General features: G+C 42.5%; 23 protein-coding genes. 10 read left to right on the top strand and 13 right to left on the bottom strand.

The window, feature by feature from the left end; all coding sequences use genetic code 11:
- Positions 1 to 520: 520 nt before the first annotated feature.
- The 5 genes from yhaM to CSV80_RS12200 form a co-directional block, all read right to left on the bottom strand.
- A complete protein-coding gene (gene yhaM, locus CSV80_RS12220) occupies positions 521 to 1459 on the bottom strand; it encodes a 3'-5' exoribonuclease YhaM (RefSeq protein WP_099671306.1) in 939 nt (312 codons plus the stop codon).
- Positions 1459 to 4311: an ATP-binding protein gene (locus tag CSV80_RS12215; RefSeq protein ID WP_099671305.1), complete on the bottom strand. Its 2853-nt coding sequence runs from the start codon at positions 4309 to 4311 to the stop codon at positions 1459 to 1461. Before CSV80_RS12215 ends, yhaM begins: the two co-directional genes overlap by 1 nt.
- A gap of 1 nt (position 4312) precedes the next feature.
- Positions 4313 to 5515 carry a metallophosphoesterase family protein gene (locus tag CSV80_RS12210; RefSeq protein WP_099671304.1) on the bottom strand — a complete coding sequence of 401 codons (1203 nt, stop codon included), beginning with the start codon at positions 5513 to 5515 and terminating at the stop codon, positions 4313 to 4315.
- Between the two features lie 452 nt (positions 5516 to 5967).
- On the bottom strand, positions 5968 to 7227 hold the full coding sequence (locus CSV80_RS12205) for an ABC transporter permease (protein ID WP_099671303.1): 1260 nt from the start codon (positions 7225 to 7227) through the stop codon (positions 5968 to 5970).
- Positions 7220 to 8119, bottom strand: a complete 900-nt coding sequence (locus CSV80_RS12200) for an ABC transporter ATP-binding protein (protein WP_099671302.1) — start codon at positions 8117 to 8119, stop codon at positions 7220 to 7222. The genes CSV80_RS12205 and CSV80_RS12200 overlap by 8 nt, the downstream gene beginning before the upstream one ends.
- A gap of 188 nt (positions 8120 to 8307) precedes the next feature.
- Between CSV80_RS12200 and CSV80_RS12195 the strand changes: the two genes are divergently transcribed.
- Both CSV80_RS12195 and mgsA read left to right on the top strand, forming a co-directional pair.
- Positions 8308 to 8493, top strand: a complete 186-nt coding sequence (locus CSV80_RS12195) for a YhzD family protein (protein WP_099671301.1) — start codon at positions 8308 to 8310, stop codon at positions 8491 to 8493.
- A gap of 174 nt (positions 8494 to 8667) precedes the next feature.
- The gene (mgsA, locus tag CSV80_RS12190) at positions 8668 to 9072 is read left to right on the top strand and encodes a methylglyoxal synthase (protein WP_029054127.1); all 405 of its coding nucleotides are present in this window, start codon (positions 8668 to 8670) and stop codon (positions 9070 to 9072) included.
- Between the two features lie 68 nt (positions 9073 to 9140).
- Here the strand turns inward: mgsA and CSV80_RS12185 are convergent, their stop codons facing one another.
- The 4 genes from CSV80_RS12185 to CSV80_RS12170 all read right to left on the bottom strand — a co-directional run bounded on the left by CSV80_RS12185 (position 9141) and on the right by CSV80_RS12170 (position 13111).
- The gene (locus CSV80_RS12185; protein WP_099671300.1) at positions 9141 to 9923 is read right to left on the bottom strand and encodes an enoyl-CoA hydratase; all 783 of its coding nucleotides are present in this window, start codon (positions 9921 to 9923) and stop codon (positions 9141 to 9143) included.
- A gap of 117 nt (positions 9924 to 10040) precedes the next feature.
- Complete coding sequence (locus CSV80_RS12180) at positions 10041 to 11549, bottom strand: coproporphyrinogen III oxidase (protein WP_099671299.1); 1509 nt, start codon at positions 11547 to 11549, stop codon at positions 10041 to 10043.
- A 60-nt stretch (positions 11550 to 11609) separates the two neighbouring features.
- Positions 11610 to 11960, bottom strand: a complete 351-nt coding sequence (locus CSV80_RS12175) for a YlbF/YmcA family competence regulator (RefSeq protein WP_099671298.1) — start codon at positions 11958 to 11960, stop codon at positions 11610 to 11612.
- Between the two features lie 11 nt (positions 11961 to 11971).
- Positions 11972 to 13111: a DUF445 domain-containing protein gene (locus CSV80_RS12170; protein WP_369822893.1), complete on the bottom strand. Its 1140-nt coding sequence runs from the start codon at positions 13109 to 13111 to the stop codon at positions 11972 to 11974.
- Between the two features lie 191 nt (positions 13112 to 13302).
- On the opposite strand from CSV80_RS12170, the gene CSV80_RS12165 reads away from it, so the two are divergent.
- Complete coding sequence (locus tag CSV80_RS12165; RefSeq protein ID WP_099671296.1) at positions 13303 to 14082, top strand: helical backbone metal receptor; 780 nt, start codon at positions 13303 to 13305, stop codon at positions 14080 to 14082.
- A gap of 1 nt (position 14083) precedes the next feature.
- Here CSV80_RS12165 and CSV80_RS12160 read toward each other — a convergent pair whose 3' ends face one another.
- Positions 14084 to 14476 carry a ferritin family protein gene (locus tag CSV80_RS12160; RefSeq protein ID WP_099671295.1) on the bottom strand — a complete coding sequence of 131 codons (393 nt, stop codon included), beginning with the start codon at positions 14474 to 14476 and terminating at the stop codon, positions 14084 to 14086.
- A gap of 84 nt (positions 14477 to 14560) precedes the next feature.
- Between CSV80_RS12160 and CSV80_RS12155 the strand changes: the two genes are divergently transcribed.
- From CSV80_RS12155 to CSV80_RS12135, 6 genes are all read left to right on the top strand, one after another.
- The gene (locus CSV80_RS12155) at positions 14561 to 14764 is read left to right on the top strand and encodes a YheE family protein (RefSeq protein ID WP_099671294.1); all 204 of its coding nucleotides are present in this window, start codon (positions 14561 to 14563) and stop codon (positions 14762 to 14764) included.
- A 44-nt stretch (positions 14765 to 14808) separates the two neighbouring features.
- Positions 14809 to 14961 carry a hypothetical protein gene (locus tag CSV80_RS17550; protein WP_158231913.1) on the top strand — a complete coding sequence of 51 codons (153 nt, stop codon included), beginning with the start codon at positions 14809 to 14811 and terminating at the stop codon, positions 14959 to 14961.
- 324 nt (positions 14962 to 15285) lie between these two features.
- The gene (locus CSV80_RS12150) at positions 15286 to 16623 is read left to right on the top strand and encodes a hemolysin family protein (protein WP_199083983.1); all 1338 of its coding nucleotides are present in this window, start codon (positions 15286 to 15288) and stop codon (positions 16621 to 16623) included.
- Between the two features lie 59 nt (positions 16624 to 16682).
- Entirely contained in the window at positions 16683 to 17102 is a 420-nt protein-coding gene (locus tag CSV80_RS12145) for a disulfide oxidoreductase (protein WP_099671292.1), read from the top strand.
- Positions 17103 to 17108: 6 nt separating this feature from the next.
- Complete coding sequence (locus CSV80_RS12140) at positions 17109 to 17582, top strand: thioredoxin family protein (RefSeq protein WP_099671291.1); 474 nt, start codon at positions 17109 to 17111, stop codon at positions 17580 to 17582.
- A gap of 13 nt (positions 17583 to 17595) precedes the next feature.
- On the top strand, positions 17596 to 18438 hold the full coding sequence (locus CSV80_RS12135; protein ID WP_099671290.1) for an RluA family pseudouridine synthase: 843 nt from the start codon (positions 17596 to 17598) through the stop codon (positions 18436 to 18438).
- Between the two features lie 228 nt (positions 18439 to 18666).
- Here the strand turns inward: CSV80_RS12135 and CSV80_RS12130 are convergent, their stop codons facing one another.
- Entirely contained in the window at positions 18667 to 19491 is an 825-nt protein-coding gene (locus CSV80_RS12130; protein WP_099671289.1) for an aldo/keto reductase, read from the bottom strand.
- Between the two features lie 155 nt (positions 19492 to 19646).
- On the opposite strand from CSV80_RS12130, the gene CSV80_RS12125 reads away from it, so the two are divergent.
- Positions 19647 to 20945 carry an NCS2 family permease gene (locus tag CSV80_RS12125; RefSeq protein WP_099671288.1) on the top strand — a complete coding sequence of 433 codons (1299 nt, stop codon included), beginning with the start codon at positions 19647 to 19649 and terminating at the stop codon, positions 20943 to 20945.
- 257 nt (positions 20946 to 21202) lie between these two features.
- Here CSV80_RS12125 and trmL read toward each other — a convergent pair whose 3' ends face one another.
- Positions 21203 to 21679: a tRNA (uridine(34)/cytosine(34)/5-carboxymethylaminomethyluridine(34)-2'-O)-methyltransferase TrmL gene (trmL, locus tag CSV80_RS12120; RefSeq protein ID WP_099671287.1), complete on the bottom strand. Its 477-nt coding sequence runs from the start codon at positions 21677 to 21679 to the stop codon at positions 21203 to 21205.
- Positions 21680 to 21693: 14 nt separating this feature from the next.
- Entirely contained in the window at positions 21694 to 22830 is a 1137-nt protein-coding gene (gene queG / locus CSV80_RS12115; RefSeq protein ID WP_099671345.1) for a tRNA epoxyqueuosine(34) reductase QueG, read from the bottom strand.
- Positions 22831 to 22847: the final 17 nt, after the last annotated feature.

Below are 22847 nucleotides of genomic sequence, written 5' to 3'. Positions count from 1 at the left end.
GCGGCGTGCGGTTGTGGTTCTTGCACGTGCCTTTCTTTTTCCTGTTCGTCCAGGAGGTTGTGGTTTAGCTAGCAATCTAAGTGGCAAATTCTTTATCCCCACTTCGGCGCTGGTGGATGGCTTTCGCGAGGAGCCAGAGACAGGAAGTTCACCTGTCTTTGTCTCATCGCTACGCCTACCACAGCAGTCGCCTTCGTTAGATCGTGTGTAAGGCAGTTCGTATACTTCTTTTTCAAAAGTACAAAATCAGTATCACCAAGTCGCCGATCTTCTTCCTATTAGAACCACAACCAAAATAAATACCACTCAGCAGCGCAGGCACAACTGCGGGGTAGGCCGTGGCCAGGAGACAACTGGCAGCACTACCGCCAGCTGGCTCCTGGCTGGAGGCAATCCCCCACGTGCCTGTGCGGGTCTAGAAAGCAGACACTCGGTGACTCCAGTGCCCAACCACCAGTCGAGCAACGATTCCAACCAAAAGTGACAAAGACCCGCAGCCGCATAGTCGTTCCACCCTAGTTTACTCAAACGTGGGCTTGTAGAACGAACGGTTATCCAGCGGGAATACACGCTCGGAGAACTCCCCTGGCGTAGTCTTCGACATCACGCGGTTCAGCATATTCATCTTCGCATCAATATTATCAATATAGTGAAGAATCTCCGCTTCTTTCAACATTGGACGCTTCGGACTGCCCCACTCCTCTTTACCATGGTGAGACAACACCATATGCTGAAGCAACATCACTTCCTCGCCTTCAATCTCCAATTCTTCTGCCGCCTTGGAAATTTCATTGACCATAATCGTAATATGACCTAATAAGTTCCCTTCAATCGTATACTGCGTACCGACTGGACCTGACAATTCAATAACCTTTCCGATATCATGCAAAATAATTCCTGCATACAGCAAGTCTTTATTCAACGTCGGATATAACTCCGCGATCGCCTTACCTAGCTTCAACATCGAAACTACGTGATCAAGTAAGCCAGATACGTAGTCATGATGGTTCCTCGTAGCAGCTGGATACAACACGAAGTCCTGCTGATGCTTCTTCAGTAAATGACGAGTGACACGCTGGATTTGCGGATTTTTCATTTCAAAGAAAAACTGCATCAATTCATCTAGCAATACTTCCTTGCTTTTTTCAGATGACGGCACTAAATCTGCAATTGTCACGCCCTCATCTTCTTTTACAGGACGGATGGCTTTAAGTCGAAGTTGATTTTTCCCACGGTATTCATGGATTTCTCCACCTACTTTTACAATGGTCGCCCCCTTATATATCTGGGCTTGTTCTTCACCCGCATCCCAAAGTTTCGCTTCAAGATCTCCACTTTTATCTTGCAGAATCAATGTCATGAATGGACTCCCCTGCTGTGTGATGCCTTTTGTTGCCTGCTTAATCAACAAATACATGTCGATCGTTTCGCCGACTTGATAGTCAAGTAGTTTTTTCATCAGTGGATCTCCCCTTTTACTTTTGGTCCAATCTCAATTGTATGCGGTTCACTTAGCCATTTCGATTTCATTTCTTGATGGCAAGTAAAATACAGAAATTGATGAGATGGCTGTAACTCAGTAAGTATGTCTATCATACGCGAAAGTCGCTCATTATCAAAGTGAACAAATGGGTCATCCATTATAATGGGAAACGGTGCGCGCTCTAATAATTCATACGCTAACGCTAGTCTCAATGAAAGATAGGCTTGCTCTTTTGTAGCTTGACTGAGCTCATTAATCATGAACGATTGTCCTTCAGCAGTGATTGCCTCAAAATAACCTTCCACTGTTAAACCGAGCGTCGCGTATCGATTCCTCGTTAAACGGCTGAACCAATTATTGGCCTGTATGAGAACCGCCGGTAATTGATGTTCTTTCCACTCACTCATCGTCTGCCGAATCGACTCACGGACAGCTTTGCGGATTACCCATTGTTGCGTCAGTTCTTCCAGCTCTGCTTTTCGTACTTCGAACAATTGCTGAAGCTCACTATACGTTTGACTGGCACCCATTTGCGAGATTTCATGAGCTACCTTGACTTGCTCATCTACAAGTACCTCCACTTCTTGACGAATCATTTGTAGGCGGTTCGTCGTTTCGCTGCGCTGCCGTTCAAGTTCTGGTATGGTCCATTCTTTTACTAATGGTTCCTTACTATATAAGGACAGCTGGGCTTCTACTTCTTTCAGCTGTCGTTTCAGCAATTGTGCCTCTTGATCTTGCTGATAGGCTGTGTAAAATTGCTCTTTTTCCGATACGCCAACCTTATCGAACAAATTTTGAATGTCTGTTGCTGTCTTTTCCAACAACTCATGCGTTTCTTGTAATTGCTCTTGGATTTCAAGTACTGTTTGTTGTTTGCTCAGATGCTTTTCTTGCAAGCTATCCTGACGAAGTAGTTCCTGGCGAATCCGTTCGAATAAACTTTCTTCCGCAACAGGTCCAAGCATACTTTCCACTTCTTGGGTCAGCGATTGCAATTGTTGCGTCGTCGTTTGCAAACGTTGCTGCCATGTTCTCTGATCTATTTCCGCATCCTGGAACTCACGCAGTAAACGGAAGCTTTCCTCAATATTGAATGTCAGATCAAATGGTTCATCTTGCATCAGTTCTTGCAACTTCTTCACCGCTTGTTGTTTCTGATAATGAAGTTGTTCCATTTCTTCCGCATAATTCTGCAGTTTACGATCCAGTCTTTCAATCTCCGTTGACACTTGCCGTTGATCGCGCTGTTGCCGATCATCACGCTCAGCCAATCTTTCGAGTTCTGCTGCTAACGCTTCATTATTTCGAATGAACGATTGCTGATCTGCTACAGAATCAGGTCGTTGTTTCCATAACCAAGCACCGACCCCCGCAACTATCAGACCGAGACCTGCGAACAACCATTGCTGCTGCAAAATACTATATGCCCCGATCGCTAGTCCAATGAGCAAAATCACTATCGGAACCAGTTGATTCAGTGCCTGCTTATTTCCCGCAGATACAATGAATTTTGCCTCCGCAAGTTGACGTTGCAGTTGGGGCCATTTTGCTAGTTTCGCTCGCTCCGATTCAGTCAATTGCAAACGGTCATTACGTTCTTTTCGTTGCTCCGCTTCTTGACGCTCATTTTCCACTTCTGCCAACAGACGTTGTAATGCTTTTTGTTGCTGATCCAGTTCTTTCTGTTCTTCAAGGATCGGTTCAAGTTGGCGTTCGCGTTGTATGGAGACGTCTATCTGCCCTATCGACAACTGCTGATCCTCAGTTAATCCTAAGCGATTGCTGAACTGCTGTCGTTTTTTCTCAAGCAAACGAATTTCCTGTTCAGCAGATAGTCGATCTGTACGCAACCGATGCCATTCCGCTTCTTGTGCCACCCAGCGCTCTAACTGCCGCCGCTCATTGTCAGGTCGCAAATCAATTAATTCCGATTGCCACTTTGCCTGTTCTTTCTCTAAGCGGGTTTTCTTTAATTGCAATTCTGATTGTTTACTGGCCAATTCTTCATAACGCCGGATTCCTGCTGCCGGGAATTCATCCGACATATGAGAAAGTTGTTCAAGTAATTGATTGCGCTGTTGCTGCAGCGGAACGATTTGCATGGCGATTCGTTGTTCTTCAGACTGTTTATAAAGGCGTTGTTCTTCCAACCGTAATGCTGCTACTTGCTCGTCGAGTTCTAGCTTGCGAATAGTCAGAGGTTCATACGTCGATAGCTTCTGCTGCTCTTTTTGCATCGCTTGTTCAAGCTCACGTATTTCAGCCATTTTTTTATTCATCGGTGGTATTTTTCCAGATTTTTTGAAGAGGCCCCCCATTTCTTTCTCCATCTTCTTTTCCACTTTCCAAAGTGTGTCGAGACCAGTCGTGCCGGAAGCAAGTAATGTACGGCTTAAATCATCTTCATCCATTTTCTCAAGATCTTGCAACTGAAATAAGGAGAAAGAGAAAATTGATTCAAAAGCTTGTCGGTCATAACCTCTTAGTAACCTCTTCAGTTCCTCTTCCTCCGCCATACGCCCATCTTCAAAACGGATTAAAACGTCACCTGAAGATTTTCCACGCACCCGTTCAATCATCCAATTACCGTACGCCTGATCTTCTATATAGAGACAACCGCCATATTTACCACCTGTTTTCGGCTCATAACGCAGCTCCTGTTGATTCTTTTGAGGAAATCCAAATAAAATATGAAGGATGGCTTGCTGAATCGTCGTCTTCCCCGCTTCATTCGGTCCATACAAGAGATTCATACCAGGTCGCAAATCAATTTCCAAATTCTCATGCTGACCGAACCCATAAAGAAGTATTTTTCGGATTTTCATTTTAGCCCTCCTTCATCATTTCATTCTCCAGCAATGCCGTTGCCTGCTGTTTCAACCGCTCGAAATCTGCTGACGTCAGTGCTTCTAAATAGCGACCGGCTTTATGGTTGTATACTACTTTCGCCAAGTCATTCCAGTCATCCGCTTCCCAAGAGGAAATGGTTTTTTCCACTGGTTCCAGTAATGAATTCGGAACTACTGAATAACTAATTTTGGGCCATTCAATTGCTGAAATCCAAACGAAAGGTTCCATAGCTTCATACTGTTCGCGCAAGATGTCGAGCCATTCTGCTTCTGCTCTAGCCAAGTCTTTTGTAAGACCTTCCGTATGTTCCATCACTAACTCCACGACGACACTACCAGTTTCAGCTGTCAGTTGATCGATCGCTTCCTGACAAGCAGAAATCCAGTCATCTGCGTATTCGATTCCTTTGCACGAAACAGTCAATGTAGTGAATACAACATCGGATGTGGCTACAAATTTCATGGAATCATTAATAGGTGTCAACGAGACATCATAAAAACCTTTAAGACCTTGCTCATTGCGATGCCGGCCTTGAATATTGCCAGGATAAACAATTGGCGGTTCTTGTGATAATACTTGGCGCTTATGAATATGTCCAAGCGCCCAGTATCTGTAGTGCTTATTCTGTAATTCATCGATTGTAAACGGTGCATACACAGCATGCTCAGCATCTCCTGCCACACTTCCATGCAATAGACCGATATGTATTCCCTCACTAGCTTTAGGATATTGCCTAATCATCGATTCTTTAACATGGCGCTGCGGGTAGCTGAAGCCGTGTAAATATATTATTTCGTCACGAATCATCAATTGCTTTTGCTCTACTTGTTCAGAAAAAACATGTACATTTTCAGGCAAGGAAACTCTAGTCCATCTGCCTGCTAGGTGGTCGTGATTTCCGTACGATAGGTAGACCGGGATATTCACTTTTTGAAGCTGTTGCATACCTTGTTGGAAACGAATTTGCGCACGCAAGCTACGGTCTTCACCGTCATAAAGGTCACCAACAATGACAATGAAGTCCGGTCGTTCTTTAACTGCGTAGGCTATGAATCGGTCGAACGCGGCAAATGTAGACTGCTGCAGTCTGGCTAACTCGTCCGGTCCTGCTGAGGCCATGCCTTTAAAGGGGCTATCCAAATGCAGGTCGGCTGTATGTAAAAAACGTATGGGTTCCATAGGTTGCACCTCTTCCACGAATACTCGTTCCTATTTTACCATATTCAATCAATTGAGGGAAAGGTGGATACGAAAAACAGAAGTGACGAGAATGCACCGTTGATTGACGTTCCAGGCTGACGCTATCCACTTAGGACAACTAGTATCATTTTTGTAGAAAATTAAAAACACAACCCTAAGTCACACATTATCGCCAGTAAGCGATCCACGTCCATCCACTATAAAAGTAGGTTGGAAGCGGAAGCTGGCGGCGCTCCCGATGGATCAGCCCGATCAGGTGAGACAACTAAAGGAACGCAGTGACTAGTTGGCTCACCGCGGGCCCATGGGAAAGCGTCCGCAAGCTGGAGCTTCCATTCCCACATAGTAACTAACTCCACTTACACTTGAACTTAAATCCACGCAAAAAAGAATATCCCAAGAAGCACTGTAACTTCTTGGGACACGTAAACCTATTCTTTTCCAAGCTGAATAGCCTTCTTCAAATCTTTCAATGAACGCGATGGCCCATACATCAAGACACCACCACGGTACACCTTCGCTCCGAACCAGCCAAGGACGAAAATAGTCACAACCATGATAACTATGGATAGTAAAGGCTCCCATAAAGGCAAATCGAGCATGCCTACCCGTAGGAACATGACGAGTGGGGCAAAGAATGGGATAAATGACGCGATTTTCAAGTAGCCCAATTCTGGATTCCCAAGCCCAGTTGCCGCGATTATGAAAGCCGCAACAATCAACAACGACATCGGCATAATCATTTGCTGTACGTCTTCTGTACGACTCACTAACGAACCAAGCAAGGCTGCGAGTGTGGCATATAAGAAATAGCCGAGTAAGAAGAATATTACGGCGTAAACAAGCGTACTTACTTCTAAGTTTTCTAAACTGAAGAATGCGGATAGCTCATTTTTCTCTCCAGCGGAAGAAAGTGTATAAGCTAAAAACCCTGATACTGCATAGACTAAAATTTGCACAATTCCGAGTGATCCGATTCCAAGCACTTTCGCAAACATATGCTTAACCGGCGAGACGCTTGAGATAAGAATTTCCATCACGCGTGATGATTTTTCTGTCGCTACTTCAGTCGCAATCATCGATGAATAAATGATAACGGCAAAGTAAATGACGAACATCAATACATACACCAAGACACGAGCTTGGTTCAGCTCTTCCTCTGATTTTGCCGTTTCTGAAATATTATGCTTTTCAAATTGAATCGGCGCAAACAGCTTAGAAACTTGTTCACCGGATAAGGAGAGCTGATCAGCTTTCACTTCCGTTTGAATGTTCTGCAATGCATCCTGTAGAGCAGAAGGCAAAGACTGTTCAACTAAACTACCCGTTGTATAAGACGCGTGGATAGTTTGTTCAGCGTCAAAACTCAATTCCATAAACGCTTCGATTTCTTCTGACTTTACTTTCTCTGATAACTGATCTTGCGTTTCTTCCGTCAGCTCCAATGAAATGCCTTGTTCATTTTGCTGAAGTTGCTCGAGTAGGCGGTCAAACAAGACACCACTCTCATCCACAACTAGTACACGATCATCTTCTCCACTTCCCATCATCTTACCGACCTTATCAATAATGCTCGGTAAATTCGCGAAGAGGAAAATCCCAGCTACCATAATAAGTGTCGTAATGAAAAATGATTTTGTTTTAGCTTTTGTTAGGAAACTTTGTTTGAAAATAATCCAAAACTCACGCATGCCCTTCCCCCACTTTCGCAATGAATATATCCTGCAAAGATGGTTCTTCTATTTCAAACTGACGAATCGGTCCTTTTTGCAATGTAGCCTGCAACAACGTATGGGCCACTTGTTCATCCTCTACTTGAAAGACTGCACCTTCCAATGAATGATGAGCAGTCGTTACCCCTTCGATGCTTTCTAACTCTAATAAAGGGAAGTCAGCACGAATTCGAACATTCTGTTTGCCGAATGAACGTTTTACGTCACGCAACTTGCCACTGACCAGTTGTTTACCATGATGAATAATACTAAGTTGCTCACATAATTCTTCCACATGATCCATGCGGTGGCTCGAGAAAAGGATCGTCGCGCCGCTATTACGGAAGTCAACAATCGCTTTTTTCAACATCTCAACATTAACTGGATCAAGTCCCGAGAACGGTTCATCCAAGATCAACAATTGCGGATCATGCAATAATGCAGCAATGACTTGTATTTTTTGCTGATTCCCCTTGGATAACTCCTCCACCTTTTTATTCGTATTTTGTGGCACTTCAAAACGATCCAACCAATGAAGTGCAGCACTTTTCGCTGCTGACTTTTTCATTCCGCGCAGCTGTCCTAGAAAAATTAACTGATCTAGCACTTTCATTTTCGGATAAAGACCTCGTTCTTCAGGTAAATAGCCGATGAGCGGACTCGTCTCATACGATATCGTGCGTCCATTCCACGATATATTTCCTTCTGTTGGAGTTAACAATCCCAATATCATCCGGAACGTAGTCGTCTTCCCGGCACCGTTCGCTCCAAGAAATCCGTACATCGTCCCTTCTTCTACCATCAATGACAGCTGATCCACTGCTGTAAAGTCACCAAACCGTTTAGTTACTCGTTCTAATTCTAAGGCCATGCACATCATCTCCTTCAATAATCTCTCTATCACGTTCTACGTTTCAACTGACAATATGTTTCACTTTTATAAATATTCATTTACTATATTCTAAACGTTACGTATCTTTTTGCACTTTAATTCACTGAATCATTATTCATTTTATTCATTTCATAGTATACTAAGTAAAACTTAATGGAGGCGATACAATGAAAACGTACAAACTTACAGCTTACGAAAAAGATGGTTCATTGATTACAGAAGAAACTTTCACTGCTGAATCTGATGATGCAGCAAAAGAACAAGGTCGTCAGTTGCTGACGGAAAAAGACTTGCTCGAGCGAACGCACCGCCTAGCTTCCCCTCTTGGTAAACTATTATTATTCCATACGTGAACAACTGACAAAATCTCCGTTATAGGAGGTTTTGTTTTTTTATACGATGATCATGCATCACAGGAAAGCGTATTGCGCACAGTTTTACAAATTTTTATAAAAATAGCACAAGATTTTTCAAGAGCTTTGTGATACGCTATGGTCGTTAAGAAATCGTAGAAGGAAGTGACTCGTTTGAACATTGCTTTGATTGCGCATGATGAAAAAAAGGCTGAATTGGTCAATTTCACAATTGCTTACGAGAAGATTTTTGCTAAGCATACTCTTTATGCAACGGGCACAACAGGATTACGCATCATGGAAGAAACCGATCTCTCTGTCACACGACTCATGTCGGGACCACTTGGTGGCGACCAGCAGATGGGGGCTATGATCGCGACGGGTGAGCTTGATTTGATTTTATTTTTCCGGGATCCGTTGACCGCACAGCCACATGAACCTGATGTGAGCGCCTTACTTCGATTATGCGACGTCTATGGTATTCCTCTCGCTACAAATTTAGCTTCAGCGGAGTTACTATTGCGCGCTATAGAAAAAGGCTATTTCTCATGGAGAGAAACAGCCGCCAAGTATCAATAATTCTTCAAATATATTCATAGATATAAACGAGACGCGCAGTGTTCGTAGCGCGTCTTTTTGCATGCCATTTATTGACCTATAAAGCTCGGTTTTCTTTTCTCGACAAATGCCTGTACGCCTTCGCGATGATCAGTTGAGGAACGCATGGCTGCTTGTGCTTCGCTTTCAAGTTTCACTACTTGTTCGAGTTCTGCGATGCCCGCCGCATGGAGTATTTTCTTTGTTGCTGCCATGGCAGCTGTTGGGGAGTTCAGGATCACTTGAGCACGTTGTTGTGCCGTGTTCCAAGCTTCACCGTCTGCTACCGCTTCATCCACGAGTCCGATCTGCATAGCACTTTTCCCATTGAGTACTTTTCCCGACCAGATCAGTTGTTTAGCTCTGGCTGTACCTACGCGTTCTTTCAGGAAAAAGTGACCGCCACCGTCTGGTACGAGTCCGATACCGATGAAGTTCATAGCAATTTTACTTGATTCTTCCGCGATAACGACGTCGCATGCAATGGCGATACTGCAGCCAAGTCCTGCAGCCGCACCGTGTACGGATGCAATCGTGATTTGTGGCATGCTGTACATAGACAAGGCTAATCTTGACAAATCGACCATAATATCTTCCATTTTCATCGGACCATTCGGGTCTAACATCGCCTTGACGTTTCCACCGGCAGAAAATGCTCGACCTGCTCCCTTGAACAGTACGACATGTACTGATGAATTTTCCTTTAATTGATCTACGATATCTGCCAATTCTTTCATCATGAACCCGTCTAACGCGTTCATCGTTTCAGGTTGGTTAAAAGTTACTGTCGCTAATCTTCCTTCAATTTCCACGTCAATCTGTTTTGTCAAAATTAATTCCCCCTTTATATGAATGGTTGTTCATTCATTACATTATACACATTTACCTGAGCATTTGCATAACTTTAACAAAAAATTCCCCCGACATTTTTTGCGAAGGGGGAATCAGCATTATTTTATAGTTTCCGAGGACGGAAATAACTCTTCTAAATACGCTATTTTCTTATCAATAGCTTCTTCAAATCCTAATATATAAGCGCCAGGTTCTTTCGGATTATGGAATTGCGTCAACTTGCCAGTTGCTGGTTCCATGAACTTGCTTGAGGCCCCGCAACCTAAACCGATAATGGTTTGTGCTTCTTCCATGATCAAAATATTATAGAGACTTTCTTCACCGGGTTTTGAATACCCAACATTTTCAAGATTTCCTAAAATGTTTTTCTGGCGGTAAAGATAATACGGAATATATCCGTTATTGCGTGACCATTCCTCGCCGCGCGTCATCATTTTTCCTACGGTTTCACGATCCGCTACTTGATACTTGTCTTTGTTACGTGTCATTTCAGATGCACGCTTGAACGACAACGTGTGAATCGTCAAAGATTCTGGCTGCATCTTTTCTGTTTCCGCTAAAGAATGTTCAAATTCTTCAAGACCTTCATTCGGTAAACCGATGATTAAATCCATATTAATATTGCGCATTCCTTGCTCTCGGGACAACCAATATTTATCGATTGTTTCCTGTACAGTGTGATGACGACCAATTGCTTTCAATGTTTCGTCCGTATAAGACTGTGGATTGACACTGATTCGATCGATCCCCCACTTCTTCAGTACTTCAAGTTTCGGTACCGTAATCGTATCGGGACGGCCGGCTTCCACTGTCACTTCACGAACATGTTCCATATAAGGGAATGACTCCATCATCGTTTGATAGAGCGCATCCATTTCATCTGCTTCAATAGACGTTGGAGTTCCGCCACCGAAATAAATTGTTGTGATGCGAATATCATGCTCTTTTAACCATTTACCTATCGCGCGCATTTCTTCATGCAAGCCGTCGAGGAAAGTTTCTACCCGCCCACTTTTACGATGAATGGCATAGGCCGGGAACGTGCAATACGCACATTTTGTCGGGCAAAACGGAATGCCAATATATATACTCACTTCTTCTTTCAATGAATACAAATCTGGCAATGCATTCAGCTGAACGTCTGCAATTTCTGCAATCAATTCACTTTTCCGCACCGATACACGATGACGTTGCTGAAGTAATTGCTTTGCTTCATCGATCGTATGACCGTCTTGCCGGTACATATGATACAACTTTGTAGGACGGATCCCCGTTAGAATCCCCCACTCTTGATTCATTCCTGTTGCTTGTTCCAACACGTCCAGCAATACGTGGGAATACATTCTCTTACGCTGACGTAGCTGCTCGCGTTCTTCTGTCTCTTTTACCTCTTCGGCAAAACGCGACGTATAGTGCGTACCTTGCCATTGAATTTCTGCAGTTATACTTGGCGATTCCTCGTAAACTTCGGTAAACCGCAGATCAATCGCTGTATCATCTGCCTGCTCTGTAACTAGTTTAGACTGTTCGAAAAATAAATTGGCTAAATGCGTGAACATTCGGATCCAATCTTGGGGGAATGGTTGATTTACATGTAATTGCTGCATTTTTTCTCCTACTCTCCATCTGTTGAAAAAAACCGGCCAAGGCCGGTTTCGATGTGTCTATTAATTAAATCCTTCATATAAATCTTGAATTGGTTTCAATACTACACGGTTTACTTCTTCAATCAATTCGCTAAGTTTCATTTCAGCAGTTAGCATAGCCAAGATTTTCGGATCTTCTTGAGCGAGTTGTGCAGTTTTCTGTGCGTGCTCAAGCTCGTCTCCTTCAATCTCTTCACCTGCCATTTGTTTCTGTTGCAAATTCATTTGGATTTCGCGGAAGCTTTCGAACAATGCACGAGCATTCTCGTCACCTTTCACATCAGCCATTGCTGTTTTCACCGCTACATACTCATCTGTCTTACGTAAAGTAGATTCCAATTTGTTCATATCATCATAAATGTTTACTGACATACTATCTCCTCCTACAATCCATTTAGTGTAAGCGCAATAATTCCTTGCACAATTCCAATGATCCCACCTAGAAATGCGCCCAGAACCGTAATCATTTTAAACTCTCTGCGTGAAATGCCAAGAACTAGATCTTCTAGAACCGCCACAGGGAACGTATCTACCTGCTCTTTCACCATTTCATCCAGTTTTAGCTTCTTCAACGATTGTTCAAGCTGCGCTTCTGCTTGAGCGAATAAAAAGCTGACAATCTGTGGTGTAACCTTTTCAGCCGTCCATGTGGAACCTTGTGGCCAATAATGTAACAAGCTGTGATCGAGTCTTTCATGTAGTGCCAATTGATTGAGTGCATATTTTCTCACTGAAGCAAACACACTATCAAAGTCGAATCCAGACGTCAACTGTTCCATCGGTTGTTGCTGAACGTTCTGCCATTCTTTCCAAATCAGTTGATCTAATAAATCTTTTGTTCCAGGTGCTTCTATAAATCGCAATGCTTCCCGTTGAACCTTGCCGACCAGCGACTCCGATTCTCCGAAAAACATATTGAGCATACCGCCGAATGTCCCTTTTGAAGCTAAGAAATCATCTATCAACTTTTGGAATGTCTGTCTTCCTTCTGCCGAATCAACAAATTGACTTGCGCGTCGTAGAACAAAGTCAGAAGCTAAAGGAATTTTTTCTTCAATTTGTTGTTGCCAACGAAGCGGCATGACTTCTTCTACAGTACCTGTTGTCACTTTTGTTTTCATCTCGTATAGCTGCTGGTCGATTAAAGTAACCAACTTGTCTTCCACTTGGTCAGGAAGTTTGTCGGCACCTGCAAGCTTGAGCCAGTCATTCAATGTCTTATCTGATTGCAAGATGTATTGATCCATTTTACTTTGGATAAACGTCTCTACACGCTTTTCCATCCCAGGCGTCAACATCTTTTTCCGGAACAGATCAGGTGTCAGCAAATAATTTGTCACCGTTTTACCAAGCTGAGTCGCCAATTCATTTCGGCGCTTAGGAATCAAGCCGGGTGTGAACGGCAAACGAGTTTTTCCAATGTATTTTGCTTCATGGGGTCTGAACAGCATCTTAATCGCCAAATGATTCGTTACTCCACCTATCAATGCGCCAATAAACGCCATAAACAAAATAGTTAGCACTATTTTCAATTGCTTCACCTTATTCCACTTGGTCTTCGTTCCAATTATAACAAAAACCAGCTGAATGAAAAGCAATTTGAGGCGGAGATTTCTGACTTTACATTTGATAGCCGTTCAGGTACGTTGCAAGTAGAGTATTCCTTACTATGAACCTACGTTTTCACCTACCGCCAAAGGAGGCTTTCATTTCATTGAAGAAAGAAATTATTGACCACTTGGGAAGAACCGTTGTGTATAATTTCCCACCTAAACGAATCGTCACATTATGTCCTGGTATTACGGAGACATTATTCGGAATTGGACTTGAGAAAGAGATTGTCGGACGCACACGTTATTGTATCTATCCCGAACAAGCCAAGAACGTTCCCGCAGTTGCAGGAACGAAAGACCTGAAGTTGGAAAAGATACATGAAGTACAACCCGATTTGATTATTATGGAAAAAGAAGAAAACACAAAAGAGATGGTCGAAATTCTTGCCGAGTTCTATCCGGTATATGTAGCGGAAGTACAGACGATCGGAGAAGCCTATAGAATGATTACAGATATGGGAACATTGACTGATCATGAGCAACAGTCCGAGTCGCTTGTTACGGAAATTAAGCAAGCATTCACAGAACTCCCTACTCTTCCTGCTGCGCGAGTTGCCTATGTCATTTGGCAAAAACCGTATATGGTTGCGGGCAAAGACACCTACATTAACTCGTTGTTGCAAAAACTCGGTTTTATCACGCCTTTTGTCGAATCATCTGACCGCTATCCAGCTCTTACAGAAGAGCAATTCAAGGAAGCTAATCTCGACTTAGTATTGCTATCATCTGAACCATATCCCTTTAAAGAAAAGCAGCAAATTCAGTTCCAAGAAATGCTACCTGATTCAGCGATCCAGCTAATTGACGGCGAAATGTTCTGGTATGGGGTTCGGATGCTTGAAGGTGCTAAGTATTTCAAAGACTTTTCTTTCGACGTTTGATTTAATTTGCTCCATTGAATATGGTAGACATTCGAATCGCATGCTCCATATCGTCATGTAACGCGATGAAAATCGGATCATATGCCTCTTCAAAAGGAATCGTCAGAAACATTTCCTTGCATTGTTCTACTGCTTCAAGTTCAGAAACTAGCGCATTTTTGGCCGATTCTTTCAAATTCGTACAAGGCGCTGGCTTTTTCGGATTTGGCACAAACTCGTTCGTCATTATATAATGCAACTGCTGGAACATTTCGTAATGACTTTTTTCATCCTCATACGCATGGCGAATGAATTCCTGCCATAGCAAATCATTCGTCAGTTGATACATGGACTTATAATAAAAATACGACTTATACTTTTCCTCGACTGCATTACGTAGTTGAGTAACAAACACACTCTCATCCTTTCGTTCCTTTTGGTCAGTTTATGAAATGGACGAACAGGATATCACTAATGGAACGATAAAGGAGAAAACAACATGCTACAACACTTCAGTTACAAAAAAATGTTTGAAGACACTGATCTACCAGGATGGACCATCTCTTTCTATTACCAAAACAAACAATACAAAGGCGACTACCATAAAGATGGTACGATCCACTGGACAAACGGCACACCGCCAGAGGAAGAAAAAGTTTTACGAATGGTTCATGATCTTATGACTTTCCACGTCTATGAATGAGATCCACTTAAACCGACCATCCTCTAACTAGAGGAGGTGCTTTTATGGGCAACGAACAATCAAAAGGTAAACAACAGTTAGAAAAAGAGCGTTTGAAGTTACAAAACCAAAAAACTGAAAACGTCTTTGAAGACAAAAGCCGCATCCCCGACGAACAAAATGCTTTTAAAGAAACCCAACCACAATACGGCGAGTAAACGTATTACCTAAGACTGAAGACACTTTCCTTGTAAAAAGGACTTGGTCTTCAGTCTTTTTCACAAATTTTATAAAGATTTGAATAACAACAAAATTAATCATAAGTCGAAGCTGGTTTCTCCGTGTGGCGGTGTTACCACGTCCCCCTCCACTCTTAAGATCGACACATTATGTACCCCTGAAATGAATTTTTTCCCTTCTGTAAGCAAATCGAATTGTAATTTCTCTATAAATAAATTATTATAAAAGATAACTAACTTTACTTTACAGGAGGTGTACGCTTTGTTCTTTTCCCTCATCTGGGTTAAGCGCGAAGCTATTATTTGGATATTGCCATACGATTGGCAGCATTTGCTGCCTTGATCGCAATCACCGCTTTTTTTGTTGCGTGTGAATTCGCAATCGTGAAAGTCCGCTCATCGCGTCTCGACCAATTAATCGATGAAGGTAATCAACGCGCGGTTCTTTCAAAAAAAATTGCCGATAACTTAGATGAATATTTATCCGCTTGTCAGCTCGGAATTACGATTTCGGCACTTGGCCTAGGTATGCTCGGGGAACCAACAGTTCGCATGATGCTAGCTCCCATTTTTGACATGTTTATGCTCGATGCCAATGTCGAAACCATTCTTTCTTTCACTATCGCTTTAGCGATCGTCACCTATTTGCATGTCGTGGTAGGAGAACTAGCTCCAAAGACCATCGCATTGCACAAGGCGGAAGAATTATCCCTATCCCTTGCCGTCCCACTGAATCTATTTTACCGTCTTATGTACCCGATCATTAAAGGAATGAACGGATCGGCACGTCTTGTTACACGATTGCTAGGCTTTAAATCCATTTCCGAACTAGAAGTAGGTCATACAGAAGAAGAATTGCGCATTATTTTATCCGATAGTTTGCGTAGCGGTGAAATCAATCAAGCAGAGTACAAATACGTCAATCGTATTTTCGAGTTTGATGATCGAGTCGCTAAAGAAATTATGCTTCCACGAACAGAAATGATGACAGTCGATAAAGATATGACGTTATCCGAAGTGTTTGAATTACTAGGCGTGGAACAGTTTACTCGTTATCCAATTATCGACGGAGACAAAGATCACGTGATCGGACTTATCAACATGAAACATTTACTGACGGCTTATATTAAAGATCCGTCAAATGGCAGTAAATCGGTCACCAATTATATGCAGCCAATTATCCGAGTCATTGAAACAATCCCAATTGGAGATTTACTCTTAAAGATCCAACGCGAACGTATTCATATGGCTGTTCTATTGGATGAATATGGAGGGACTTCAGGTCTCGTCACTATTGAAGACATATTAGAAGAAATTGTTGGCGAAATCCGCGATGAGTTCGACATGGATGAACTACCTGAACTTCAGAATGTTGGTCCAGACCACTATATTTTAGATGCTAAAATGTTGATTGAAAACGTCAATCACGCATTGAATATCGAAATTCTTGAAGAAGATATTGACACAATCGGCGGTTGGTTCATGGATCAACGCTTTGAGGCTATACAAGGAGAAAAGATTATTGAACAAGGATATGAGTTTACTGTTAAAGAAGTAGACGGTAATCACATTCTTTATCTAGAAGCAAAAAAGCAACCTCCCGACATCGCAACCAATGAGGCTACCGATTCGTCCAAATAAAGCTTTCCTGTTTAAACGGGAAAGCTTTTATCTATTATCTAATTATAAGGAGATGCTCCATGAATAAAAAACAGGAAAACTGGCTCCTCTCCATATGGACCGTCGCACTAATCGCTACTCTTGGCTCTTTGTATTTTTCAGAAATCAAAGGTTTTATACCTTGTACGATGTGCTGGTATCAAAGGATTTTCATGTATCCTATTGTATTAATTGGTTTAATCGCACTCATTCAGAAAAATATTTCAATGGCCTGGACTACAGCTTCCTTCGCTTTTATCGGCGGTTGCATTTCTCTCTACCACTACGGTATTCAGAAACTGGCTTTCCTACAAGACAGCGCTCCTGAATGTGGCGGGGCTTCTTGTACAGGTGCTTACATCAATTATTTCGGATTTATCACGATTCCTTTTCTTGCATTGATAGCATTCGCTTTTATTTTCATCGCAAGTCTTGTAATCTTGAAACAGACAAAGGAGTGAAACAGATTGAAAAAATTATTAGCCATTGGTGGAATTATTGTCGTGATCTTCGTTTTGATCATCGTCCTTAATAATAAATCCAATGAGACAAAACTGGCTGACAATCCGTACGGTACAAATAATCTACAGCAATCCACTATTGATTTATTAGACAATGAAAATTATCAGAACGTCGCACTTCCTGAAGATATCTTCAAAAAAATTGAAAGTGGCGAGCCAACAACCGTTTATTACTTCAGTCCGGAATGCCCGCACTGTATGGATATGACTCCGCGTTTAATGCCGATTGCAGACGAATATAATGCACATGTCTACCAGTATAATCTGCTTGAGTATGGAGATCAGATAAAACAGGAATACGATATTACAGCATGGCCTGCACTAGTCCACTATAAAAATGGAAAAGAACAAGGCAGAACAGTCGGCTCACAGCCTGACGATCAAATTAGAGCATTCTTTGATGAATTCGAAAGCAACTAAGGAGACTACGTAGATGACAAGTTTTCATTATACAACTGAACAACCCGGTGAGACGATTGAAAAATTACTAAGAGAAAAATGGCAAGGCGGTAAGAAATCGGTTCATCAAATGCGCATGGATAAGAGCGTAACGGATACGGAAGGACAACCAGTGGAATGGAAAGAACCCCTCCCCGAGGGCACGGAGCTGATCTTCGGTTTCTCTGAGGCACAGTCCGACTACAAACCAGAACCTTCCGATTCCTTACGTGTGCTATGGGAAGACGAGCATATACTTGCGGTACACAAACCCGCTGGAGTGTCCGTACACCCAGAACACGTACCTGGTACTGACACATTGATGAACGAAGTCATGGGCTATATCGACGCAAAAGGTGGCAGCTATGCAGAGCATATCCACCGCCTAGATCAACACACGGCTGGAGTTTTGCTTATTGCAAAACATCCACTAGCAAAAACTATGTTCGATCGGATGTTGGAACAGAATCAAATCGAACGATATTATACGGCTGAACTTGAAGGCCAGCTAAGAAAACCGCGTGGCACGATTAATATGCCTATTGGTAAAGATCGCTATCATGCCACTAAGCGCAGAGTATCACCATCCGGCCAATCGGCAGTCACGCATTTTAAGGTGATTGAACGTAAACCGGATACGACACTTGTTGAAGCTCAGTTGGAAACAGGCCGAACACACCAGATTCGTGTCCACTTCTCTCATATGGGTCACCCCCTAGTTGGAGATCAGCTGTATGGCAGCGAGACAATGGCAAGAGGACCATATAAGCTAGTCGCTACAAAGGTCGCTTTCACACATCCTATTACGTCAGAGTTGATTGTAGTGGAAACTGAATAAAAAAAGAGCTGTCCAGGAGGTCGTAGAGACCACTTGTGACAGCTCTTTTTTATTTCTGTTTGATTAATTACTTGGAAAGTAGGTAGTGACTTGCAAACTGTTGAGCATTTGAACTTGAATCTAATAATGTCTAAAGGCAAAAAATTTCACACACTAACAACAGCTACATATCGTCTAAATAGTTGTCCACTTCTTTTCAACTTGATTCGTTTAACTAAATAAATTCACTTAAAACGAATCTGGATCCATACCTGTCCGTTCATCACAGTTTAACGCATCGATCATCGCCATATCCGAAAGTGTTAATGTAAAATCAGCCACTTCACTATTTTCTTGAATACGGTCAAATGATACGGATTTTGGTATAACGATCAATCCATTTTGGATATGCCATTTGATAATCACTTGTGCCACAGTCTTTCCGTGCTGTGCAGCGATTGCAGTGAGTGTTGCATCTTCAAGAATTTGCCCTCTAGCTAGCGGACTCCAAGAAGTTACCGCAATTTGATGCTCACTGCAAAACTGCCGCAATGGCTCTTGAGTTAAACGGGGATGGAGTTCTATTTGATTCACCATGGGACGGATATTGGCAAACGTAAATATCTCTTGTAAATGAGCTTCATGATGATTCGAAACACCAGTAGCCCGAATCAATTTTTCATCATACAGTCTTTCAATCGCACGATATGTATCCACATAACTGTCAGCAACAGGCCAATGGGTCAAATACAAATCTAAGTAATTCATGTCCAATCTGGTTAACGAACGTTCGAATGCGCGCAGTGTTTCATCATATCCTTGCTCATCATTCCATACTTTCGATGTCACAAATAAGTCTTCACGTGCGATACCGGAGTGACGAATAGCTTCCCCCACGGTTTGTTCATTATCATAAATAGATGCTGTATCAATTGCGCGATAGCCTAGTGAAACCGCTTTCTCGACAGCTTGCATGGTCTGCTCAGGTTCTGTCATTTTATACGTACCTAAACCGAACTGTGGCATTTGCACACCGTTGCTCAGTGTAACCAGCTGATCAAAAATCGTTGACATAAAAAATCCTCCTTTATACACTCATAGGGTAATTGTACATTATTTCACAGAATTTACGAATGCTTTTTCAATATAACAGGTTGATTTCTTCTGTAAAAACGAATATTATTGTCTATGGACTTTATTATGTTCGTAATATAAGGAGAGAATTCACAGTGTTCCAATTAAAGAAGAATCAAACGACTGTCAAAACAGAACTACTGGCAGGGATGACCACTTTCCTGACGATGGTCTATATCGTCATCGTCAATCCCATTATTTTATCGGAGGCCGGTGTCCCATTTGACCAAGTCTTTTTAGCCACTATAATAGCTACTGTCATCGGTACACTTTGGATGGCCTTATTCGCTAATTACCCAATCGCTATTGCACCAGGTATGGGGTTGAACGCCTACTTTGCTTCAGTCGTCATAGGATCAAACGGTCAACTGGACTATTTAGCAGCTTTTTCTGCGGTCTTTATAGCAGGTCTGATTTTCGTATTATTATCAATGACTTCTTTCCGGGAAAAGCTAATAGAAGGAATTCCCGAAAATCTTAAACATGGTATTACAGCTGGAATTGGATTGTTTATCGCTTTCATCGGGATGCGATTATCGGGATTAATAGTTCCTCATGAGTCCAACATCGTACAGCTAGGTGAACTCACCTCGCCTGCCGTATTACTGACTTTGTTCGGATTGCTCGTGACGATTATTCTTATGAATCGCAATGTCTACGGAGCTATTTTTATAGGTATGATTGCAACAGGTATCGTCGCCTTCTTCACGAAGCAGTTACACTTCGATGGTGTTGTGAAAATGCCTCACCTGCCTGAAGGAATTCTTGTATGGAATCCTGTACAGGCCATGGAAGATGTAATTTCATACGGCTTATACGGTGTCGTACTATCATTTCTACTCGTTACTTTATTTGATACAACGGGAACGATGATCGGCGTAGCCAAGCAAGCAGGACTCATGAAAGGTAATTCTTTACCTCGTGCTCGCCATGCGCTTCTAGCCGACTCAGTAGCCGCCACAGTCGGCTCAATGGTCGGAACTAGCCCTACATCCGCTTACGTCGAGTCGTCCTCTGGTGTAGCCGTAGGCGGTCGTACAGGGTTAACTACATTAACGGTTGCCGTGCTATTCATAGCCGCTGCGTTTTTCAGTCCGATCGTTAGCGCCTTATCTGGCGTCGCAGCCATTACGGCACCTGCTTTGATCATTGTAGGTAGTTTGATGATCGGTGCGGTGAAAAACATTGACTGGGATTCATTCGACGAATCGTTCCCAGCATTTCTAGTTATTTTAACGATGCCACTTACTTCAAGTATTGCGACAGGTATTGCACTTGGGTTCATCACATACCCGTTACTGAAGATTACAAAGGGGCAAGGTAAGTCAGTTCCTGTGTTGATGTATATCTTTGCGGTATTGTTCACCTATCAGTTGCTATTCCTGCCTCATTAAGATTTGTTAGTAACCTGTCACATAAAATGACGAAGAATATTTCATTTATGCAATTTTTACGGTATACTATATGAAGGACTATCGATTTCATAGGAGGTACAAACAATGAGACTAATTCTAATTATGGCCGTTTGTTTTGCATTCTTATCTGCAATCTTGACTGGCGGATATGAAAATAAGCCAGGCGAATCAAAAACGAATCAAATGAAGTAAATAGAAAAGGGATTGGCCATGAGCCAATCCCCTTTTTTTATACATTATGTTAAATGTGCAAAACTCTGTTGACGAAGCGCTTCATAGATTAGAATCGCAGCAGTATTTGACAAGTTCAATGAACGGATATGCTCATCATTCATCGGAATACGCAAACAACTTTCTTTATACTGCTCCGTTATTTCATTTGGCAAACCGGTTGTCTCTTTGCCAAACACAAAGAAAATATCCTTATCGGTATCCGAATAATCAAACGTGTCATAGCTCGTCTCTCCAAATTTTGTAATGAAATAAAACTCGCCCTCGGGATACGCGTCTATAAACTCTTGGATTCCATCGTGATACGTAATATCAACATGCTCCCAGTAATCCAGTCCGGCACGTTTCAACATTTTATCTTCAGTAGAAAAACCAAGTGGCTTTATTAAATGGAGGGCTGTATCGGTACCCGCACACGTACGTGATATATTTCCTGTATTCGCCGGAATTTGTGGTTCGAATAATGCAACGTGAATCGTCATCTTACTACCTTCTTTCAATTAATATGCAGCTGTTCTAGAGCCTGCGTAATTTCACTTACCACAAACTCATCTTCTTCTATAACCAAACATTCTTTAAGCACCTCTTGTACTTCTGTCGTTCCAATCTCCCCAAGTGCCCATGCCGCTGTTCCTCTAATCATTGGTCGCGGATCTTCTTTTATTAATCTCGTTAGTTCCGGTATCGCCGATTCATCTTTAAAATGAGCCAATGCAATGAGCGCATTTCGCTGAATCGGATTTTTCCCGCGCCAAGAGCCCGACATATGACCATACTGCTCTTTAAATTGACGATTGGATAAGGACAATAGTGACAGCAACAAAGGTTTAACGAGCTCGGGCTCAGGCGTAAATGACAGTTGATGCTTGTGATTCATTCCTTTGTTTTTTGGACAAACGGTTTGGCAAGTATCACATCCATATAACCGATTCCCGATTTTGTGTCGGAATTCTTCAGGTACAGGTTTCTTTGTTTGTGTCAAAAATGCAATACAACGCTGGGCATCTAATTGTCCAGGCTGTACAAGCGCGCCAGTCGGACAAGCATCCAAACATAAATTACAGTCTAGACATTGATCTTCCATCGGCTCATCTGGTGCAAATGGCAGATTCGTAATCATCTCGCCTAGATAAACGTAGGATCCGAACTCCGGCGTAATGATTGAACAGTTCTTAGCCGACCAACCGATACCCGCACGTTCTGCTACTGCACGATCGACAAGCTCTCCTGTATCTACCATAGAACGAAGTCGCGCATCTGGTACCTTAGTAAGAATGAATAATTCCAGCTGTGCTAATTTTTCACGCAACACGGTATGGTAATCTTCACCCCAAGAAGCCCTGCAAAACATACCACGACGTTCCCCTTTTTTCCCACGGGGACTGTCTGACATTTTCGAAGGGTATGCAACTGCTATAGCTATAATACTCTCTGCTTGATCTAGTAATAATAAAGGCTCCGTTCGTTTCTCTATATCCGGCTCTTCAAAACCGGATTGATAGTTCAATCGTTGCTGTTGTTTCAGACGATCTTTCAATTTCACAAACGGGGCTGCTGTCGTAAAACCAATTTTGTCTATTCCAATGGACGCCGCAAACGTTTGTATTTCATGCTGTAACTGAGCGACATTCACCATTCCCCGCCTCCCTT

Source organism: Sporosarcina sp. P12(2017) (assembly GCF_002743035.1).
GTDB lineage: Bacteria > Bacillota > Bacilli > Bacillales_A > Planococcaceae > Sporosarcina > Sporosarcina ureae.
Note: the sequence above shows the minus strand (reverse complement) of the source record. Positions and strands in the feature narration are given on the sequence as shown.

Bases quoted from the DNA above. Each gene is read 5' to 3' on its own strand.
- yhaM (WP_099671306.1), bottom strand. From the start codon at position 1,459: ATGAAAAAACTACTTGACTATCAAGTCGGCGAAACGATCGACATGTAT.
- CSV80_RS12215 (WP_099671305.1), bottom strand. From the start codon at position 4,311: ATGAAAATCCGAAAAATACTTCTTTATGGGTTCGGTCAGCATGAGAAT.
- CSV80_RS12210 (WP_099671304.1), bottom strand. From the start codon at position 5,515: ATGGAACCCATACGTTTTTTACATACAGCCGACCTGCATTTGGATAGC.
- CSV80_RS12205 (WP_099671303.1), bottom strand. From the start codon at position 7,227: ATGCGTGAGTTTTGGATTATTTTCAAACAAAGTTTCCTAACAAAAGCT.
- CSV80_RS12200 (WP_099671302.1), bottom strand. From the start codon at position 8,119: ATGGCCTTAGAATTAGAACGAGTAACTAAACGGTTTGGTGACTTTACA.
- CSV80_RS12195 (WP_099671301.1), top strand. From the start codon at position 8,308: ATGAAAACGTACAAACTTACAGCTTACGAAAAAGATGGTTCATTGATT.
- CSV80_RS12180 (WP_099671299.1), bottom strand. From the start codon at position 11,549: ATGCAGCAATTACATGTAAATCAACCATTCCCCCAAGATTGGATCCGA.
- CSV80_RS12175 (WP_099671298.1), bottom strand. From the start codon at position 11,960: ATGTCAGTAAACATTTATGATGATATGAACAAATTGGAATCTACTTTA.
- CSV80_RS12155 (WP_099671294.1), top strand. From the start codon at position 14,561: ATGCTACAACACTTCAGTTACAAAAAAATGTTTGAAGACACTGATCTA.
- CSV80_RS17550 (WP_158231913.1), top strand. From the start codon at position 14,809: ATGGGCAACGAACAATCAAAAGGTAAACAACAGTTAGAAAAAGAGCGT.
- CSV80_RS12145 (WP_099671292.1), top strand. From the start codon at position 16,683: ATGAATAAAAAACAGGAAAACTGGCTCCTCTCCATATGGACCGTCGCA.
- CSV80_RS12135 (WP_099671290.1), top strand. From the start codon at position 17,596: ATGACAAGTTTTCATTATACAACTGAACAACCCGGTGAGACGATTGAA.
- CSV80_RS12130 (WP_099671289.1), bottom strand. From the start codon at position 19,491: ATGTCAACGATTTTTGATCAGCTGGTTACACTGAGCAACGGTGTGCAA.
- trmL (WP_099671287.1), bottom strand. From the start codon at position 21,679: ATGACGATTCACGTTGCATTATTCGAACCACAAATTCCGGCGAATACA.